Source organism: Amycolatopsis albispora (assembly GCF_003312875.1).
Taxonomy (GTDB): Bacteria; Actinomycetota; Actinomycetes; order Mycobacteriales; family Pseudonocardiaceae; genus Amycolatopsis; species Amycolatopsis albispora.
The window spans coordinates 5,039,728-5,058,742 of sequence record NZ_CP015163.1 but is presented as its reverse complement, the minus strand read 5'-3'; the positions used below and the strand labels follow the sequence as shown (position 1 = coordinate 5,058,742).

The 19,015-nt window shown below is 71.9% G+C and carries 16 protein-coding genes; 6 read left to right on the top strand and 10 right to left on the bottom strand.

Going from position 1 to position 19,015, the window contains the following annotated elements; translation table 11 throughout:
* The first annotated feature begins 21 nt into the window (after positions 1-21).
* On the top strand, positions 22-606 hold the full coding sequence (locus tag A4R43_RS23765; protein WP_113694358.1) for a TetR/AcrR family transcriptional regulator: 585 nt from the start codon (positions 22-24) through the stop codon (positions 604-606).
* On the opposite strand, the gene A4R43_RS23760 is transcribed toward A4R43_RS23765, so the two are convergent.
* On the bottom strand, positions 607-2,004 hold the full coding sequence (locus tag A4R43_RS23760; protein ID WP_113694357.1) for a class II fumarate hydratase: 1,398 nt from the start codon (positions 2,002-2,004) through the stop codon (positions 607-609). It lies immediately after the preceding gene.
* Between the two features lie 107 nt (positions 2,005-2,111).
* On the opposite strand from A4R43_RS23760, the gene A4R43_RS23755 reads away from it, so the two are divergent.
* A complete protein-coding gene (locus A4R43_RS23755; protein ID WP_113694356.1) occupies positions 2,112-3,098 on the top strand; it encodes an NAD(P)/FAD-dependent oxidoreductase in 987 nt (328 codons plus the stop codon).
* A gap of 12 nt (positions 3,099-3,110) precedes the next feature.
* Here A4R43_RS23755 and A4R43_RS23750 read toward each other — a convergent pair whose 3' ends face one another.
* The 6 genes from A4R43_RS23750 to A4R43_RS23725 form a co-directional block, all read right to left on the bottom strand.
* The gene (locus tag A4R43_RS23750) at positions 3,111-4,004 is read right to left on the bottom strand and encodes a S1 family peptidase (RefSeq protein WP_113694355.1); all 894 of its coding nucleotides are present in this window, start codon (positions 4,002-4,004) and stop codon (positions 3,111-3,113) included.
* Positions 4,001-5,071: a class II fructose-bisphosphatase gene (gene glpX / locus A4R43_RS23745; protein ID WP_205215071.1), complete on the bottom strand. Its 1,071-nt coding sequence runs from the start codon at positions 5,069-5,071 to the stop codon at positions 4,001-4,003. Before glpX ends, A4R43_RS23750 begins: the two co-directional genes overlap by 4 nt.
* An 82-nt stretch (positions 5,072-5,153) precedes the next feature.
* A complete protein-coding gene (locus tag A4R43_RS23740) occupies positions 5,154-5,375 on the bottom strand; it encodes an exodeoxyribonuclease VII small subunit (protein ID WP_113694354.1) in 222 nt (73 codons plus the stop codon).
* Positions 5,372-5,773 carry a hypothetical protein gene (locus A4R43_RS23735; RefSeq protein ID WP_113694353.1) on the bottom strand — a complete coding sequence of 134 codons (402 nt, stop codon included), beginning with the start codon at positions 5,771-5,773 and terminating at the stop codon, positions 5,372-5,374. The genes A4R43_RS23740 and A4R43_RS23735 overlap by 4 nt, the downstream gene beginning before the upstream one ends.
* Positions 5,774-5,776: 3 nt before the next feature.
* Positions 5,777-7,036 (bottom strand): exodeoxyribonuclease VII large subunit, encoded by a 1,260-nt coding sequence (gene xseA / locus A4R43_RS23730; RefSeq protein ID WP_113694352.1) that lies wholly within the window; start codon positions 7,034-7,036, stop codon positions 5,777-5,779.
* Positions 7,033-7,614, bottom strand: a complete 582-nt coding sequence (locus A4R43_RS23725; protein WP_113694351.1) for a lipid droplet-associated protein — start codon at positions 7,612-7,614, stop codon at positions 7,033-7,035. The genes xseA and A4R43_RS23725 overlap by 4 nt, the downstream gene beginning before the upstream one ends.
* 127 nt (positions 7,615-7,741) lie before the next feature.
* Here A4R43_RS23725 and A4R43_RS23720 point away from each other — a divergent pair, with 127 nt between their 5' ends.
* Together A4R43_RS23720 and A4R43_RS23715 are read left to right on the top strand one after the other, a co-directional pair.
* The gene (locus tag A4R43_RS23720; protein ID WP_113694350.1) at positions 7,742-8,740 is read left to right on the top strand and encodes a 4-hydroxy-3-methylbut-2-enyl diphosphate reductase; all 999 of its coding nucleotides are present in this window, start codon (positions 7,742-7,744) and stop codon (positions 8,738-8,740) included.
* Between the two features lie 56 nt (positions 8,741-8,796).
* Positions 8,797-9,840 (top strand): aldo/keto reductase, encoded by a 1,044-nt coding sequence (locus A4R43_RS23715; RefSeq protein ID WP_113694349.1) that lies wholly within the window; start codon positions 8,797-8,799, stop codon positions 9,838-9,840.
* 612 nt (positions 9,841-10,452) lie between these two features.
* On the opposite strand, the gene A4R43_RS23710 is transcribed toward A4R43_RS23715, so the two are convergent.
* Positions 10,453-11,442 carry a DUF6542 domain-containing protein gene (locus A4R43_RS23710; protein ID WP_113694348.1) on the bottom strand — a complete coding sequence of 330 codons (990 nt, stop codon included), beginning with the start codon at positions 11,440-11,442 and terminating at the stop codon, positions 10,453-10,455.
* A gap of 929 nt (positions 11,443-12,371) precedes the next feature.
* A complete protein-coding gene (locus A4R43_RS23705; protein WP_236808214.1) occupies positions 12,372-13,280 on the bottom strand; it encodes a DNA recombination protein RmuC in 909 nt (302 codons plus the stop codon).
* A 128-nt stretch (positions 13,281-13,408) separates the two neighbouring features.
* Here A4R43_RS23705 and A4R43_RS23700 point away from each other — a divergent pair, with 128 nt between their 5' ends.
* Both A4R43_RS23700 and A4R43_RS23695 read left to right on the top strand, forming a co-directional pair.
* Positions 13,409-14,572 carry an exonuclease SbcCD subunit D gene (locus tag A4R43_RS23700; RefSeq protein WP_113694347.1) on the top strand — a complete coding sequence of 388 codons (1,164 nt, stop codon included), beginning with the start codon at positions 13,409-13,411 and terminating at the stop codon, positions 14,570-14,572.
* Positions 14,569-17,517 carry an AAA family ATPase gene (locus A4R43_RS23695; protein ID WP_113694346.1) on the top strand — a complete coding sequence of 983 codons (2,949 nt, stop codon included), beginning with the start codon at positions 14,569-14,571 and terminating at the stop codon, positions 17,515-17,517. Before A4R43_RS23700 ends, A4R43_RS23695 begins: the two co-directional genes overlap by 4 nt.
* Here the strand turns inward: A4R43_RS23695 and A4R43_RS23690 are convergent.
* Complete coding sequence (locus A4R43_RS23690; protein ID WP_113694345.1) at positions 17,503-18,990, bottom strand: DNA-3-methyladenine glycosylase 2; 1,488 nt, start codon at positions 18,988-18,990, stop codon at positions 17,503-17,505. The two genes, A4R43_RS23695 and A4R43_RS23690, sit on opposite strands and share 15 nt — an antisense overlap.
* Between the last annotated feature and the right edge of the window lie 25 nt (positions 18,991-19,015).

Here is a 19,015-nt window from a genome sequence, read left to right as displayed (position 1 = left end):
TCAGTTCCGTAAACTGTGGCCATGACCTCACCCCGCCGCGGCAGGCCGCGCACCACCGGGATCGACGACGCGCTGCGCGCCGCCGTGCACGAGCTGCTCGCCGAGTCCGGCTATCAGAAGTCCACAGTGGACATGATCGCGGCACGCGCCGGGGTGGGGAAGGCGGCGGTCTACCGGCGCTGGCGGTCGAAGGCGGAGCTGGTCTTCGCCGCGGTGGTGCACGACGAAAGCCTGCCGCCGCCACCGGAAACCGGTTCGCTGCGCGGGGACGTGGCCGGTGTGCTCGCCGTCATCCAGTCCTCATTGGACGGTCCGGCGGCGGCCAGCGCGCTGCCCGGCCTGCTCGCCGACGTGCGGGCCGACGCCGAACTCGCCGAGCGCTTCGGCGCCCAGTTCGTCGGGCGCCAGCGGGACTACCTGGTGCGGATGCTCGACCGCGCGGTGGCCCGCGGCGAGCTGGCGGCCAGGCCGGACCCGGCCGCCGTGCACGCCATCCTGCTCGGCACCGTGTTCGCGTGGCTGCACATGCTGCGCGAACCGGCGCCGGCGGGGTTCGCGGACCGGCTGGCCGGTCCGCTCACCGCCGCGTTGCGCGAACTCGCCTGACTACTTGCCGCCGCGCGCCATCCGGAGCACGTCGAGCGCTTCGTCCAGTTGGGCCTCGGTCAGCTTGCCGTCGGCCACGTGCCCGCGTTCGATGACCACCTCGCGGATCGTCTTCAGCTCCTTGAGCGCCTGCTTCGCCACGGCCGCCGCCTCTTCGTAGCCGATGTACTTGTTCAGCGGCGTCACGATCGACGGCGAGCCCTCGGCGTACTCGCGCGCGCGGTCGGTGTTCACCGTGATCCCGGCGAAAACCTTGTCCGCCAGCAGCCGCGAGACCGCGGCGAGCAGGCGCGCGGACTCCAGCACGTTGCGGGCGATCACCGGCAGGTTCACGTTGAGCTGGAAGTTGCCCTGCGCGCCGGCGAAGGCGACCGCCGCGTCGTTGCCGATCACCTGCGCGACCACCTGCAGCGTCGCCTCGGGAATGACCGGGTTGACCTTGCCGGGCATGATCGACGAGCCGGGCTGCAGGTCCGGCAGCGCCAGCTCGGCGAGGCCGGTGCGCGGGCCGGAACCCAGCCACCGCAGGTCGTTCGCGATCTTGTTCAGCGAGACGGCGACCGTGCGCAGGTGGCCGGAGGTCTCCACCACGCCGTCCTGGGTGGCCTGCGCCTCGAAGTGGTCGCGCGCCTCGGTCAGCGGCAGGCCGGTCACGGTGGCCAGTTCGGCGGCGACCGCGGCGCCGAAGCCGTCGGGCGCGTTGAGGCCGGAGCCGACCGCGGTGCCGCCGATCGGCAACTCGCCGAGGCGGTCGAGGCCGGAGCGCAGCCGCTCGATGCCGAACCGCACCTGCGCGGCCCAGGCCCCGGCCTCCTGGCCGAGCGTGATCGGCACGGCGTCCATCAGGTGCGTGCGGCCGGACTTGACCACGTCCGCCCACTCCGCGGCCTTGGTTTCGATGGTCGACGCGAGGTGTTCGAGAGCAGGGATCACATCCGAGAGCACTGCTTCCGTCGCGGCGACGTGAATGGTGGTGGGAAAGGTGTCGTTGGACGACTGCGAGGCGTTGACGTGGTCGTTCGGGTGCACGTCGCGGCCGAGGGCGCGGGTGGCCAGCGTCGCGATCACCTCGTTGGCGTTCATGTTCGAAGAGGTGCCGGAACCGGTCTGGAACACGTCGATCGGGAAGTGCGCGTCGTGCTTGCCTTCGGCGACCTCGTCGGCGGCCGCGGCGATCGCGTTCGCCAGGTCCTCGTCGAGCACACCGAGCTTGGCGTTCACCCGCGCGGTCGCGGCCTTGAGCAGGCCGAGCGCGCGGATCTGGGCGCGTTCCAGGCCGCGGCCGGAGATCGGGAAGTTCTCCACGGCGCGTTGCGTCTGGGCGCGGTACAGCGCGTCGACGGGCACCTTCACTTCGCCCATCGTGTCGTGTTCGATCCGGAATTCCTGTTCAGGCATGCCCCCAGTCTGGCCCAGGTAAGGCAAGCCTGCGCAGTGGTGTTTCGCACTAGGCTGGGCTGTGACTGCTGCCACACCACCACCGCACGGCGGAGGGATACTTCAGGATGAGCTTGCCCGATTCGAGGGTGGACCTGGCGATCGTCGGTGCCGGGCCGACCGGACTGTTCGCCGCCTACTACGCCGGTTTCCGCGGGTTGTCCACCGCCGTGATCGACTCGCTGCCCGAGGCGGGCGGCCAGGTCACCGCGATGTACCCGGAGAAGATGATCTACGACGTGGCCGGGTTCCCCGCGGTGCGCGGCCGGGACCTGGTCAACGCGCTGGTCGAGCAGGCAGCGCAGTGGAAGCCGACGTACCTGCTGGGGCGCAAGGCCGAAGGCCTGGACTACCTGGACGACGGGCTGGAGGTCACCCTCGACGGCGGTGACGTGCTGCGGGCGGGCGCGGTGCTGATCACCGCGGGCATCGGCGAGTTCACGCCGCGGCCGCTGCCCGCCGGGGACGGCTGGCTCGGGCGGGGCATGGTCCACTTCGTGCCTTCGCTGCGCGCGCACGAGGGGCAGGACGTGGTGGTGGTCGGCGGCGGTGACTCCGCGTTCGACTGGGTGCTCGCGCTGCACCCGATCGCGCGCAGCGTCACGCTGGTGCACCGGCGCGCGCGGTTCCGGGCGGTGGAGTCGATCGTGCGGCAGGCCAGGGAACTCGGCGTGCGGATCATCACCGACGCCGAGGTGACCGAGCTGCGGGACAACGGCGACGGCGCGCTCGGCGAGATCACCGTCGAGGTGAAGGGCGGGGAGAAGCTGGTGCTGCCCGCGCAGTCGGTGATCGCGGCGCTGGGCTTCACCGCGGACCTCGGGCCGATCGAGAACTGGGGGCTGGAGATCGACCACCGCGCCATCTCCGTCGACTCCACCATGGCCACCGCGAAGCCGCGCGTCTACGCGGCCGGTGACGTGGCGGCGTACCCGGGCAAGGTGAAGCTGATCGCCACCGGGTTCGGGGAGGCGGCCACGGCGGTCAACAACATCGCCGTCGCGCTCGATCCGGACGCGCACCTGTTCCCTGGCCACTCGAGCAACGCCGAGTAGGCGCCCGCCGGGCTACGGCGTCGGTGTGGGGGAGGGCGTCGGCTCCGGGGAGGGTTCCGGCGATGGCTCGGGCGACGGTTCCGGGGAAGGCTCTGGAGAAGGTTCCGGCGAAGGTTCGGGTGAAGGCTCCGGCGGAGGCGTGGGTTCCGGAGCCGGTGGCGCCAGCTGCTCCGCGATCCAGCCCGCGTACGCGATCGTCGAGGTGTAGATCGACGGCGCCGTGCCGCAGGTGTCGGAATCGTTGCCCGGCCTGCTGGTCACCCCGACCAGCACCCACTTCGAGTCCACTTTGGCCAGTTGCGGCCCGCCGGAATCCCCGTAGCACGAACCCGCGGCGTCCCCGGGATTGTCCGTGCACAGCTCCACCGCCCCGTCGAACGGCACGCCGGCGCATTCCTCCGGCGTCACGACCGACGTGTCCAGCTGCTGCAGCATCGTCGGCTTGTCGCCGCAGCCCTGCTTCGGGCAGGTCTGCCCCCACCCGAGCAGCCGCGTCGACGTGCCCGGCGCGGCGCTCGCGCCCAGCGGGATCGGCTCGGCGGCCGCCGCCTTTTCCAGGCGCACCATGGCGATGTCACCGCGCGCACCGTCCGGGTTGTACTCCGGGTGCACCACCAGCCCGGTGACCCGCAACTCCTCGCCGCCCTGCGTGTGGTCGTTGCTGCCGACGCGCACCTTGATCATGTCCGGGTTGCGGCCCTGCACGCAGTGCGCGGCGGTGACCACCTGGTCCGGCGCGACCAGCGAGGCACCGCAGTTGTGCTTCCCGGTGCTCGACTGCAGCGAGACGATGAACGGGTACTCCTGATCGGCCGCCACCCCGCCGACGATGAACGGCTCCACGGCGGAAACCGGGGTGGCGGCGAGCAGCAGTGCGGCCAGGCAGACGGCGAGACGCTTGATCACGGCAGCGGTGGCACCACGTCGAGCTCGTCGTCCACGTCGTCGAGGTGACCGTCGAAGTTCACCGAGGAATACGATCGCAGCTTGGTCAGCCGGTGGTAACCGTCGATCATCCGGACCGTGCCGGACTTCGACCGCATCACGATCGACTGCGTGGTCGCGCCACCGGCCCGGTAGTGCACCCCGCGCAGCAGGTCGCCGTCGGTGACGCCGGTGGCGCAGAAGAACACGTTGTCGCCGCGCACCAGGTCGTCGGTGGAGAGCACGCGGTCCAGGTCGTGCCCGGCGCCGATGGCCTTCTCGCGCTCCTCGTCGTCCTTCGGCCACAGCCTGCCCTGCAGCTCACCGCCGATGCACTTGAGCGCGCTCGCCGCGATGATGCCCTCCGGGGTGCCGCCGATGCCGAGCAGCATGTCCACGCCGGTGTTCGGCCGCGCGACGGCGATCGCGCCGGCCACGTCACCGTCCGAAATGAACCGGATCCGGGCACCCGCCTCGCGCACCTCCTTGACCAGCTGCTCGTGGCGCGGGCGGTCCAGGATGCACACCGTCACGTCGGACACGCCGCTGTTCTTCGCCTGCGCCACGCGACGGATGTTCTCCGCGACCGGCGCGGACAGGTCGACCAGCCCGGCGGCTTCCGGCCCGACCGCCAGCTTCTCCATGTAGAACACCGCGGACGGGTCGAACATGGCGCCGCGCTCGGCGACCGCGAGCACCGCGAGCGCGTTCGGCATGCCCTTGGCCATCAGCGTGGTGCCGTCGATCGGGTCCACCGCGACGTCGCAGTGCGGGCCGTCGCCGTTGCCCACCTCTTCGCCGTTGTAGAGCATCGGGGCTTCGTCCTTCTCGCCCTCGCCGATGACCACCACCCCGCGCATGGACACCGTGCCGACCAGCTGGCGCATGGCGTCCACCGCCGCGCCGTCGCCGCCGTTCTTGTCGCCCTTGCCGACCCACCGGCCTGCCGCCATCGCGGCGGCTTCGGTCACCCGGACCAGTTCCATGGCCAGGTTGCGATCGGGCGCCTCCCCGCGGCGGATGGCTTCGGGCTGGCTGGGGTTGGACATGTTGCCTCCAGGGTCGTCCAGGTCGCCCGGTCATCCTCTCAGATACCGGCAGCACTCCGGGTACCCGCGAGCATGGGGTTCCTCACCCAGCGTTGCCCTCTTCGGCGGTGTCCTCCACCGAGGCCAGCGCGGCCTCCACCCGTTCGCGTGCCCCGTCGAGGTGGCGTTCGCAGACCCTGGCGAGCTTCTCGCCCTTCTCCCACAGCGCCAGCGACTGCTCCAGGGACAGCCCGCCTGCCTCCAGGTCGCGCACCACTTCGACCAGCTGGTCGCGTGCTTGCTCGTAGCCGAGTTCTTCGGTCACTGTGCCTGCTTCTCCGCTCGATGACGTCCGCCGCACACTACCGCGCTGGCCATCGCGTTGTCGTAGTCGCTGAACGCCTTCGCGAACTCCTGGCCGTCACCCTCGGCGATCGCGTCCTCGATCTGGCACTGCGCACCCGCCACCCGGTTGCGGTGCGACACGCCCTCGACCGACCACCACCGGGTGCCGACGTACTCCGAAGTCGCCTCGGACAGCTGCCGCAGCCGCGGCGCCAGGCCCCAGCGGCCGGCGTCCGCGCAGCCCGCGATCAACGCCGTCCAGCACGCACCGGCGGCGATGTCGGCTTCCTGGGCGCGGAGCAGCACCACGCCCGCCCCTGCCCTCGCGGCGGCACCGCTGGTCAGGGGCAGGAACTGGTTCCCCCGTGGTTCGAGCACGGCTCACCCCTCCTCTGCGCGGTCGGAGCCGGCGGTCACGACCGCGCGCACCGCGCCGTCGCCGACCCGGATCCGGACCTCGGTTCCCTCCGACACTTCAGAGACCGATCGGAGTACTCCGAGGTTGCCCTCCGCATCCGAAAACTGCACCACCGCGTAACCACGTTCCAGGGTCGCCGCCGGACCGAGCGCGGTCAACCGGGCACGCGCCGCGGTCAGCGCGGTCTGCTCCCTGGTCAGCGTGGAGAGGATCTCGCGGCGGCCGCGCTGGCGCTGGACCTCGACCTCGTCGGCGCGCCGGTCGATCGGGCCGAGCGGGTCGGCCAGCGCGGGACGGCTGCGGAGCTGGTCGAGCAGGCGGCGCTGGGTGTCCACCCAGCCGTGCAGCGCGCGGCGGCCGCGGTCGCGCATCTGCCGCACGCGCTCGCTCTCCTCGCGCACGTCCGGCACCACGCGCTTGCCCGCGTCGGTGGGCGTGGAGCAGCGGACGTCGGCGACGTGGTCGAGCAGCGGGGTGTCCGGCTCGTGGCCGATCGCGCTGATCACCGGCTTGCGCGCGGCCGAGACCGCGCGGCACAGCGCCTCGTCCGAGAACGGCAGCAGGTCCTCCACGCTGCCGCCGCCACGCGCGATCACGATCACCTCGACGTTCTTGTCACGCTCCAAAATGGACAGTGCATCGAGGATTTCCGGCACCGCGAGCGCGCCCTGCACGGCCGTGTTGATCACGCGGAACCGCGCGGCGGGCCAGCGGGCGTGCGCGTTGACCAGCACGTCGCGTTCGGCCGCCGACGCGCGCCCGGTGATCAGGCCGATGCCCTTCGGCAGGAACGGCAGCCGCCGCTTGCGCTCGGTGGCGAACAGGCCTTCGGCCGCGAGCAGCCGGCGCAGGCGCTCGATCCTGGCCAGCAGCTCGCCGATGCCGACCATCCGGATCTCGCTGGCCCGGAGGCTCAGCGTGCCGCGGCCGAAGAAGTACGCGGGCCGCGCGTTGACCAGCACGCTGGCGCCTTCGCGTGGCGGCGGTTCGAGCGAGCGGAGCAGGCTCATCGGGCAGGTCACCGACATCGACACGTCGGCAGCCGGGTCACGCAGCGTGAGGAAGGCCGTGCCGGTGCCCGGCCGCGCGGAGATCTGGGTGACCTGGCCCTCCACCCAGACCGCGCCGAGGCGGTGGATCCAGTCGCCGATCTTGCGCGCCACCGTGCGCACCGGCCAGGGGTTCTCCGCGGTCGAGACCTCGCGAGCCGCGGTTTCGCTCATCGGCCGCCTTCGCCGGGCTGCTGGAGGTTGCCGAGGCGCCGGGCCAGCATGCCGGTGAACGAGGCCCGGTTCTGGTGGTCGCGCTCGTAGGCGAGCAGTTCCTCGACCTCCGCGGCGGAGAACTTCCGCAGCCGCGCGCGCAGCTGCGGCAGCGTCAGCTCGTCGTACCCGGCGACCCCGGCCGGGGCCGCCTCCTTCGCTTCGACGGCTTCCTCTTCTTCGGCGATGGCCTGCTCTTCGGCGGCCCACGGGTCCTCGGCCTGGTCTTCGGCCTGGTCACGACTGGTGTCACGGCCGGTGTCCTGGCGGTGCCCGTTGCGGGACGGCTCGTCCGGCAGGTCCTCGTCGAAGGTCGCCCAGCTGGGTGACTCCTCGACCGGGCGCAGGGTGGACAGCACGTCGTCCCCCTTGATCGCCAGCTCGGTGACGTGCTGCTGGACGCGCATGGAGAACTGGAGTACCTGGCTGGCGACGGTGACCGGGAGGCCGGTGAGCTGCCGGGGCAGTTCGCGAGCCCGCTCGACGGTCGTCACCGCGAGGCCCGCCGCGACGCGCAGCGGGAGCGGGAGTGGCTTCATGCCGTACAGCCTGCCGTACCTAGCCCGTCCTGCCCAACTCTGTGTGTTGTTCGGCCTACTCCAACGGCCCAGCGGAACGACCCACGCGTGAGCCCGGGCACAACGGTGCTACCCGTACCCTGGTGGCATGAGCTCACCGACTCCTGGTACCGAGCCCGCCGAAATCGCCCCGATCAAGCCGCGCGAGGGCAAGCGAGTGCTGCTCGCGAAGCCGCGCGGTTACTGCGCCGGGGTCGACCGCGCGGTGATCGCGGTGGAGAAGGCGCTGGAGCTGCACGGGCCGCCGGTGTACGTCCGCAAGGAGATCGTGCACAACCGGCACGTGGTCGAGACGCTGCGCGAGCGCGGCGCCATCTTCGTCGACGAGACGGACGAGGTGCCCGAAGGCGCGCTCGTGGTCTTCTCCGCACACGGCGTTTCGCCCGCGGTGCACGCCGAGGCCGCCGAGCGCAACCTGCGCACCATCGACGCCACCTGCCCGCTGGTGACCAAGGTGCACAAGGAGGTCAACCGGTTCGCCAAGAGCGACTACGACATCCTGCTCATCGGCCACGAGGGGCACGAAGAGGTCGAGGGCACCGCGGGTGAGGCGCCCGAGCACGTCCAGCTGGTGGACACCGCCGAGGACGTGGACAGGGTGACCGTGCGCGACCCGTCGAAGGTGATCTGGCTGTCCCAGACCACGCTGAGCGTGGACGAGACGATGGAGCGGGTGGACCAGCTGCGCGAGCGGTTCCCCGAGATCGCCGACCCGCCGAGCGACGACATCTGTTACGCCACCACGAACCGGCAGGTCGCGGTGAAGGCGCTGGCGCCGGAGTGCGACCTGGTGATCGTGGTCGGCTCGACCAACTCGTCGAACTCGAAGCGGCTGGTCGAGGTGGCGCTGAAGGCCGGGGCGAAGGACGCGCACCTGGTCGACTTCGCGCACGAAGTGGACGAGTCCTGGCTGGACGGCGTGACCACGGTCGGCGTGACCAGTGGCGCGTCCGTGCCCGACAGCCTGGTGATGAACCTGCTGGACTGGCTCGCCGAGCGCGGTTACGGCGACGTCGACGAGGTCACCACGGCCAACGAGAAGATCACCTTCTCGCTGCCGAAGGAGCTGCGCAGCACCGTGCGCTGAGGCCGCTTCCCGGTTAGGTTTGCCTTGAGGGGCAACGAAAATCGGGAGGACGCTCGATGGAATATCGTCAGCTCGGCCGGTCCGGCCTGCGGGTCTCGGCGCTGACCATGGGCACGATGACCTTCGGCGGCGGTGGCGTGTTCGCGAACGTCGGGAACACCGATGTGGACGGTGCGCGGCGGCAGGTGGACCGGTGCCTCGACGCCGGGGTGAACCTGGTGGACACGGCCAACGTGTACTCGACCGGGGTGTCGGAGGAGATCGTCGGCAAGGTGCTTGCCGGGCGCCGGGACAGGGTGCTGATCTCGACGAAGGTCCGGATGGGCATGGGCGACGGCCCCAACGACGCCGGGCTCTCGCGCCACCACATCCTGGCGCAGGCCGACGCCAGCCTGCGGCGGCTCGGGACCGACCACATCGACGTCTACCACGTGCACGAGTGGGACGGGCAGACGCCGCTGGAGGAGACGCTCGAGGCGCTGGACACCCTGGTGCGGTCGGGAAAGGTGCGGTACCTGGGGGTGTCGAACTATTCGGGGTGGCAGCTGATGAAGGCGCTGGCGGTCGCGGACGCGCGCGGGTACCAGCGGTTCGTGAGCAACCAGATCTACTACTCGCTGGAAAGCCGGGACGCGGAGTACGAGCTGGTGCCGTTGTCGGTGGACCAGGGGCTGGGGATCATGGTGTGGAGCCCGCTGGCCGGTGGGTTGCTGTCGGGGAAGTACCGGCGGGGTTCGTCGGCTTCGGAGGGTCGGCACCTGAGTTCTTGGGACGAGCCGCCGGTGCGGAACGAGTCACGCCTGTACGACACGGTGGACCGGCTGGTGGAAATCGCTTCCGGGCACGGGGTTTCGCCCGCGCAGGTGGCACTGGCGTACCTGCTGACGCGGCCCGCGGTGAGCACGCTGGTGATCGGGGCGCGGACGGAATCGCAACTGGCGGACAATCTTGGCGCGGTTTCGCTGCGGTTGTCGGCGGATGAAGTGTCTACTTTGGACGCGGTGAGCGCGCCGGAGCTGATCTATCCGCACTGGCACCAGGCGAAGACCGCCGCCGACCGGCTGGGGGTCGCGGACGCCGCCCTGCATGGTTCGCGATAGGCCGTTCTTTTGGTGGACACGAATGTGGCTTTGGGAGCGTTTTTCGCCCCGAAAGCCACATTCGTGTTCATGAGGTGCCCCGAAGGTCACGTTCGCAGGGTGCCCGCCAACGCCACGCTATGTTCGGTGGGGCACACGGCCACATCCGTGTCCGGAGGGTGCCCCCATGCCGCGTTCGTTGGCCTCGGGTGCTTGGAAAGCCGCCTTCGTGTCGGTGAGGTGCCCCGAAAGCCACATTCGTGTCGGCGGCGTGGCCTAAGGCCGCGTTCGTGTTTGCGTGGCGCTCCGAAAGCTGCCTTCGTGTCGGTGAGGTGTCCCGAAAGCCACATTCGTGTCGCCGAGGTGCCCCCAAGGCCACATTCGTGTTCGCGTGGCGCCGCGTAAGCCACCTTTGTGTTCGCGAGGTGCCCGAAGGCTGCCTTCGTGTCCGTGAGGTGCCCTAAGGCCACCTTCGTGTGCGGGGTGCCGCGAAAGCACCTCGTGTTCATGAGGTGTCCCCAAGCCACGTTCGTGTTCGCGAAGTGCCTCGAAGCCGCGCTCCCGAAGCCACATTCGTGTCGTGGGTCGCGGCGGCCAGCTGGGGCGGCCGGAACGTGGCGTGGCCAGCCAGGCTCAGTCGCGGTTGTTGTCGTCCCAGGGGCGGGAGCGGGGCGGCGGGGTGCGACGGCCGGGTGGGCGGCCGGAGCGGTCGCGTGGTGGCTCGCCGGTGCGCGGGGGCGGCGGCGTGCGGCGCACGGGCTTGTCACCTGGCGGCGGCGTGCGCTTTCGGGGTTCACGGTCGAGTGGTTCCCGGCGGCGCGGTGTGTCTTCGGGCGGGCGGCGCCGGACGGCACCTCCGGAGCCAGACGGGCGGCGCGGCGGCAGGTCCCGGTCGCGCTCACGGATCGGTTCCCGGCCACGCACGCGGCCCGGATCCCGATCACGGGCCCGATCCGGGTCCCGGTCGCGTCCGCGGTCCAGGTCCCGATCCCGGCCCAGGTCGCGCCCACGGCCGCGTTCCGGGTCACGGCCTCGTGCGCGGTCCGCGTCACGGGCGGCCGGTCGGCGCGGCGGGGCGTCCTCGTCGGTGCGCGGGCGCGCCTTCGCGGGCGGCCGCGCGGCTTCGGCGGGCCGCGGGTCCTTCTTCATCGGCTTCATCGGCGGGTCCGGGTCGCGCTCGCGGTAGATCCGGAAGAAGCCGAGCGCCAGCGCGGCGCCGGTGGTGATGGCCATCGTCGGGAAGCCGTTGATCAGCGGCGTCGCGATCGCCAGCGCGGTGGAAAAGGTGTCCCCGCCGGCGGGCGTGCCGGAGAACAGCAGCGCGGCGGGCACGGTGACGGCCAGGATCAGCGGCGGCTGCACCATCGGCCCGAACAGGCTGCGCCGCTGCACCGCGGCGACCGCGCCGACCGCGCCGACGAAGTAGGCGCCCTGGAAGATCAGTTCCAGGTTGTCGGTGATCTGCAGGCTGGCCACCGCGCCGACCGCGGCCAGGCCGAAGCCCAGCAGCACCGCGCCCCACCAGGGCAGGCCTCGCCGCGTACCCACGACGGGAAGCTCGTCCCAGGGTACGGAGAGGTCGTCGGCGTCGGGATCGCTCTGCCGATCGCGTATGGCGGTCACAGGCACACCGTATCCCGTGGTCACGGGGGGAATGCCACCACTGTCTCAGCCCACTCGTCCGATTGGCGTCCCAGCGTGATCGACACAGCCGCCATCAGGGCGAATGCGGCGCCCTCCGCGGTGTGACGCAGACCTCTCCCTCGATTCCGCTGCGTTCCCGGGCGGGGACTTGACCAGCGTTCCTGAGCTGGCCGGGGGCTTGGCCGTGCTGCACGCCGCGCGCTCGGACACGAATGTGGCTTTTGTGGCGAAAAGCGCCCCGAAAGCCACATTCGTGTCCAGTCCGGCGCACGCGAAGCTGGCTGATCAGTGGCCGACGTAACCCGGGCGCTGGGCGCGTGGCGGCCCTCACCACCGCGGGCGTTGCCGGGCCGGGGCGCGGCTTGGCGCACGCGCAGATGGCGGCTTGATCAGCGGCGGAGGCAACCGGGCGCGTGGGCGCATGGTCGACGGGGCCGGACGCCCGGGTGCGTGGCGGCCCTCACCACCGCGGGCGTTGCCGGACCGGGGGCGGCGGGTCGCCGCCCCCGGAGTTGCCAGGCGGGGGTGAGGCTTGGTGCGCGCGAAGGCGACCGGCGGCCGTCGGAACTGGCGACTGGGCCAGTGGCCGACGGAACCGGACCTTGGGTGCGCGGTGGGCCTCGCCGCCCCGGGGGTTGCCAGGCGGGGTGCGGCTTGGTGCACGCGAAGGTGGCCAGCGGCCGTCGGAACTGGCGACTGGGCCAGTGGCCGACGGAACCGGACCTTGGGTGCGCGGTGGGCCTCGCCGCCCCGGGAGTTGCCAGGCGAGGGTGCGGCCTGGTGCAAGCGAAGGCGGCCAGCGGCCGACGGAACTGGCGCCCCGGCTAGCGGCCGAACGGCACCGGGGCCCGCGTACCGCCGAACCGCGTCTGGGGGTGGCGCATGCGCAGGTGGTGACTGACCAGCGTCTAGGCGAGCTCCTCTCCGCGCCGGATGGCCGGTACCGGCGCCGGGCTTGCGGAGGCCTCTGTCAACGGCGTGACGGCCGCCCGGAAGCCCTCCAGTGCCTCCAATTCGCGTCGTCGGGCGGAGATGAAGCGTTGTAGGTGCGTGCTTGACAGGTTCAGCGCGTCGATCGCGCCGCCGGCGGCTCGGTGTGCGGAGGCGGCGGCCTCCCGTACCAGTTCCACGTCCTCGGCCAGGGCCGTCTCCGTGACCGCGAACAAAGCCGACGAAGCCAGCACCGCGAACCCCGTCGGCCCGCAGATGAACACTCGCCTGTCCAGCAGCCACCGCAGCAACTCCGGATCGGTGTCCAGCGCCGCCACCACCGCCGCGTCCGACGGGACGAACATGATCGTGCCGTAGATCGCGTCCGCCCAGCGGGCGTAACCCTTCCCCGACAGCTCCGCCGCGCGGGAGCGCAGGTTCCGCACGTGTACCCGCAGCGCGTCGAGCCGTTCGGCCGGATCGTCCGTTTCCACCGCTTCGGCCCAGCACGCCATGCTCGCCTTGGCGTCCACCGGCACCGTGCGGTCACCACCGACCCGCAGCACCATGTCTGGCTTCGCCGCGCCCCCACCCGCCAGGTCGGTCTGCAGCGTGAAGTGCAGCCCTTCCCGCAGGCCCAGCGCCTTCGCCGTCTCCGCGAGCACCTGCTCGCCCAGTTCCCCGCGCCCGCTGATCGAGGCGAACGCGACCTCGTACCGGCGCAGCGCGGCCTGCTGCGCGTCCACCCGCTTGCGCTCGGCGTCGATCTGCCGGACCGCCGCGTCCGCCCGCCGCACGCTGTCCGTGTAGAGCCGCCAGACCAGGGCGATCCCGATCGCGAGCACCAGCGCGACGGCCACCGCCGCCGTGGTGATCACCGTGGTCACCGCAAGCACACTCCTCTTCTCGATGGGGCCGGTGCCCATCATGGCCGACGGCACCGACAGAATCCGGGCGATGACACGCCCACGACAGGTCCCCGGTCTTCTCGGAGGCAGCACTTAACTTGAAGGACATGAAGGTCCTGCACACCTCGGACTGGCACGTCGGGCGCACCTTCCACGGCACCGACCTGCTGGCCGAGCAGGAGGCCGTGCTGACCCACCTCGCCGAGCTGGTCTCGGCCGAGGCGGTCGACGTCGTGCTCGTCGCCGGGGACGTCTACGACCGCGCGGTGCCCTCCGCCGAGGCCGTGCGGGCCGCCACCAAGGGCCTGGAGCTGATCCGCGAAGCCGGTGCGCGCGTGGTGATCACGCCGGGCAACCACGACTCCGCCGCCCGGCTGGGCGCGTTCGCCGGGTTCGCCGCGGCCGGTGGGCTGTACCTGCGCACCACCATCGAGGAACTGCACGAGCCGGTGCTCTTCGAGGACGCCCACGGCCTCATCGCCTGCTACGGAATCCCTTACCTGGAGCCGGAACCGGCCCGTCACGCGCTCGGTGTGCCGGAGGCGAAGGGGCACACCGGCGTGCTCACCGAGGCGATGCGGCGCATCCGCGAGGACCTCGCCACGCGCCCCGCCGGCACCCGGTCCATCGTGCTCGCGCACGCCTTCGTCAGCGGCGCCGCGCCCAGCGAATCCGAGCGCACCATCGCCGTCGGCGGGGTGGAGGACGTCGACGGCGCGGTGTTCGACGGCGTGGACTACGTCGCGCTCGGCCACCTGCACGGCCCGCAGGTGCTCGCCGACCACCTGCGGTACTCCGGCAGTCCGCTCGCGTACTCGTTTTCCGAAACACAGCAACGGAAATCGGTGTGGCTGGTGGAGTTCGACGCGGCCGGTCTCGCCGAGGTCCGGCGGCACGAGCTGCCCGTGCCGCGCAAGCTGGCGACCCTGCGCGGCAAGCTCGAAGAACTGCTCGAATCGCCTGAGCACACCGAAATCGAGGAGTGCTACCTGTCGGTGACCCTCACCGACGAAGTTCGCCCGATCGACGCGATGCGCAAGCTGCGCGCCAGGTTCGCTTACGCGGTGCACCTGGAATGGGAGCCGGAAGGCGGTCGCGCCACCGGTGAACTCAAGTACTCCGAAGCCATTCGCGGCCGCTCCGACCTGGAGATCGCGTCGACCTTCGTGGCGGACTGCCGCGGTGCCGCGCCCAACGAGTCCGAGCGCGCGCTGCTGACCCGCGCGCTGGAGGAAGCGGGCAAGCTCGAGGCGGTGGGCCCGGAACTATGAGGCTGCACCGGCTGGAAGTCGCCGCCTTCGGCCCGTTCGCGGGCCGTGAGGTGGTGGATTTCGACGCGCTCGGTGCCGACGGCCTCTTCCTGCTGCACGGCGACACCGGCGCCGGCAAGACCACCCTGCTGGACGCGGTCGCGTTCGCGCTGTTCGGCGTGGTTCCCGGCGCCCGCAACGAAGCGAAGAAGCTGCGCTGCGAACTTGCCGAGGCCGAGCAGGTGACCGAGGTCGTGCTCGAGGTGACCGTGCAGGGGCAGCGGCTCCGCCTGGTCCGCAGCCCCGAATACGACCGCCCCAAGCGCAGCGGTGAAGGCACCACGCGGCAACGCGCCAAGTGCTCGCTCTCGTGGGTCGGCGAGACGCCCGCCGGGCAGCCCGCCGAAGGCCTGACCAGGATCGACGAGGTCGCGCGCACGGTGCAGCGGCTGCTGGGAATGAGCGCGGACCAGTTCTTCCAGGTGGTGTTGCTGCCGCAGGGCGAGTTCGCCCGGTTCCTCCGCGCGGACACGGCCGAACGCGAGCAGCTGCTGGAACGCCTCTTCGGCACCAAGCGCTTCTCCGACGTCGAGGCATGGTTCCGGAACCTGCGTCAGGAACGCATGCGGGAGCTGGAAATCCGCCGTCAGACCGTGCGGGAATGGGTGGCGCGCCTGTCGCAGGCGGCCGGGGTCGAAGCGCGGGAGGAGGTCAGCTCCACCTGGGCGAGCGAACTGCGTGAGAACGCCGACGCCGAGGTGGCGCGGGCGCTCGCCGCCGAGACCGCGGCCCGCAAGGCGTGGGAGGTCGCGGACCAGCGCCTGCAGGAGGGCCGCACCTTTGTCGAGCAGGTTCGCCGCGTGCGGGTCGCGATGGCGAATCTCCAGTCGTGGAAGGAAGGCGAGGCGGAACGCCGGCGCTGGACCGCCGAGATCGCGGCCGCGCGCCGGGCGGTCCCGGTCGCCGAAGCGGTCGCCACCGAAGAGCGGCTGAAGGAACGCCTCGCCGAGGTCCAGCAGAACGCCAAACACCGCGCGCAAACGCTTGCGCGCACCAAGGCCACCGTGCCTGAGCTGCGTCAGGAGGCCGGTGCGCTGCGCGAAGAGGCGGGCGCGCTGTCCGGGCTCGTCGAGGAAGGCGAACAGCAGCGGCGCGACAAGGAGCGCCTTGGCAGGCTTGCCGTGCAGGCGGACCAGGCGAGTGCGCGGGCGAAAACGCTGGGCACCAAGCTGGCGGGCATGCCTGCCCGCGCGGAGGAACTGCGGTCGCGGGTGGAAGCGGCGACGCAGGCCGCCGCGAAGCTGGACGGCGCGCAGGCCCGTGCCGACGAACTGGCTCGCGCGGTCACCTCGGCGAACCGGATCCCGGCCGCCGAAGAAGCCGTGCGGGCCGCGGTCGAGGTGCAGGCGAAGGCTGTCGACCTGCATCAGGAAGCCCGCGCGCACCTGCTCGACCTGCGGGAACGGCGGCTCGGCGGAATGGCGGCCGAGCTGGCGGCGAAGCTCGCCGACGGTGATCCGTGCCCGGTGTGCGGGTCCGCCGAGCACCCCGCGCCCGCGCTCGCCGGGCACCAGCAGGTCGGTGAGGCCGAGGAACGGGCCGCCGCCGAAGCCGAGCGGGCGGCCGATGCCCGGCGCCAGCAGGCGCTGGAAGCCCGTCACCAGGCGGAAACCCGGCTCGGCGCGTTGCGGGAAGCCTTGCTCGGCCGGACCGCGGAGGACCTCACCACGGAGCTGGCCGAGGTCAGGGCGAACGTCGCGGAACTCGCCGAGCTGGCCGAACACCGCGAGCGGCTGGAGCAGGAGCAGCGTGGCCTGGCCGCCGAGACCGAGCGGCTCACCGAGCAGCGGGCGGCGGCGGAACGCGAGTCCGCGAAGGCGGAAGCCGAGCAGCAAGCGCTTGCGGTCACCGTCGCCGAGCGCGCGCAGCGGCTCGACGAAGCCCGCAAGGAGTACGAGGACGTCGCCGCGCGTCGGGCCGCGTTGCTGGCGCGGGTCAAGGCGATCGAGGAACTGGCCGAGGTGCGCGCGGCGGTGGTGGTCGCCGAGGAACGCCTGGCCGAGCAACGCGAGACGGTCGCCGAAGTGCTGCGGCGCGCGGAGTTCAAGACGGTGAAGAAGGCGCTCGGCGCGGTCCGCGACGAGGCCGACATCGCACGCCTGGAAGAGGCGCTGGTCGAGGCGGACCGGGCGGCGGCGGTCGCGCGGTCCACGCTCACCGAACCGGAACTCGCCGGGATCACCGGTGACGAGGTCGTTGATGTCGAAGGCGCGCGGGAGGCGTTGGAACAGGCATCCGCGCAGGTCGAGTCGGCCGTCGCCGCGCATCGAGCGGCCGCGCGCGTCGCCGAGGAACTCGCCTCGCTGGGTGCCCGCTTCGACACCGCGTTGCGCAAGCTCGCGCCAGCCGAAGCGGAGGCCGCCGAGCTGGACGCGCTGACCGACGTGGTGAACGGGCGCGGGCAGAACGCGCGGAAGATCTCGCTGCGGTCGTACGTGCTGGCCGCGCGGCTGGAGGAGGTCGCGCTGGCCGCGACGGCCCGCCTGCGCACGATGAGCCAGGGGCGTTATTCCTTTGTGCACTCCGACGCGGCGGGCGCGCGCGGCACCCGCGGTGGCCTCGGGCTAGACGTGCTCGACGACTTCTCCGGCACGGTCCGCCCGGCGAAAACCCTGTCCGGCGGCGAATCCTTCCTCGCCTCGCTCGCGCTGGCGCTCGGCCTGGCCGACGTGGTGGCCGCGCAGACCGGCAGCGCGCTGCTGGACACGTTGTTCATCGACGAGGGCTTCGGCACGCTCGACGCCGAAACGCTGGACGTGGTGATGAACGTGCTCGACGAACTGCGTGCCGGCGGGCGCGTGGTCGGGCTGGTGTCGCATGTGGAGGAACTGCGCCAGCGCATCCCGACCCGGCTCAAGGTGCGGAAGGCGCGGTCGGGTTCCACGCTGGCGCTACACGCCGGCTGACGCCCGCCACAGGTGCATGCCCGCGTAGGAACGCCAAGGGCGCCAAGCCAAAGCGCGTTCGCTCAACGCGGCGGGGTCGTCCGGCAGGCCGAGCGCGGCGGCGCCCTTGCGCAACGCGACGTCCCCGGTGAGCAGCACGTCCGGCGCGCCGAGCACACGCATCAGCACGTAGTCGGCGGTCCACGGGCCGATGCCCGATAGGGCGAGCAGGTCCGCACGCAGCTCGGCACAGATCCGTCCAACGTGGACTGTCACCGCCCCGGCGGCGAGCGCGGCGGCGACGTCGCAGATGGCCTCGTTCCGCTTGCGCGGCCCGCGCAGCACCTCCCGGCCGTGCTCGGCGATGGCTGCCGCGGTGGGGAACAGCCTGGTCAGGCCGTCGGCGGCCAGCGCGTCGGGCAGCGGGTCGCCGAGTTCGGCGGTGAGCCTGCCCGCCGCCGTCCGCGCCGCGGCGACGGAGATCTGCTGGCCGAGCATGGCGCGGAAGACCAGCTCGTGCCCGTCGGCGGCACCGGGCACGCGGATGCCGGGGTCAAAAACGGGCGCGAGCGCCGGGTCCGCGGCGAGCACGTCGCCGATCGCCTGCGGGTCGGCGTCGAGATCGAACAGACGGCGCACCCGGGTGACGGCGCTGCTGAGGTCGCGGACGTCGGCGAGGTTCAGCTCGGCGCGGACGTGGTCGGGCTCGGGAGTGAGCCGGACGACACCGGGACCGTGGGGGAGGCGGAGGGTGCGGGCGTAGGTGCCGGGGCCGGTGGTCTCGACCAGCGGAACGGCGCGCTGGGCGAAGAAGGCGAGCAGGCCAGCGGCGTCGAACGGCGGCCGGAACGGCAGCCGCAGGGACAGGCGCAGGCCCGCCGCGTCGTTGTCCTGGCGCGGACGAGAGGCCCTGAGCTGCGACGGCGTGGCGGCGAAGACCTCACGAATGGTGTCGTTGAACTGCCGGACGCTGGCGAACCCGGCGGCGAAGGCGACGTCGGTCAGCGGCAGCGAGGACATTTCGATCAGCATGCGGGCGGCGTGTGCGCGGTGGGCGCGGGCGAGCGCCAGCGGACCGGCGCCGAGTTCGGCGGTGAGCACCCGCCCGAGCTGGCGTTCTGAGTAGCCGAGGCGGCTGGCCAGGCCGGGCACGCCCTCGCGCTCGACGATGCCGTCGGCGATCAGCCGCATCGCGCGGGCGGCCAGGTCGGCGCGCACGTTCCACTCGGGGGAGCCGGGCACGGCGTCGGGCAGGCAGCGGCGGCACGCGCGGTAACCGCCGGACTGCGCGGCGGCCGAGGTCGGGTAGAAGCGCACGTTCTGCGGTTTCGGCGTGTTCGCCGGGCAGGACGGGCGGCAGTAGATGCCGGTGGTGCGGACGGCCATGATGAACTGCCCGTCGAACCGCGAGTCGCGGGAGGCCACCGCGCGGTAGCAGCGCTCGGTGTCCCGCCAGAGGCTCACGGTGGCCGGTGCTCCGGGCGCGATCGTCATGGCTCGATGGTGCCACCGGGTGGCG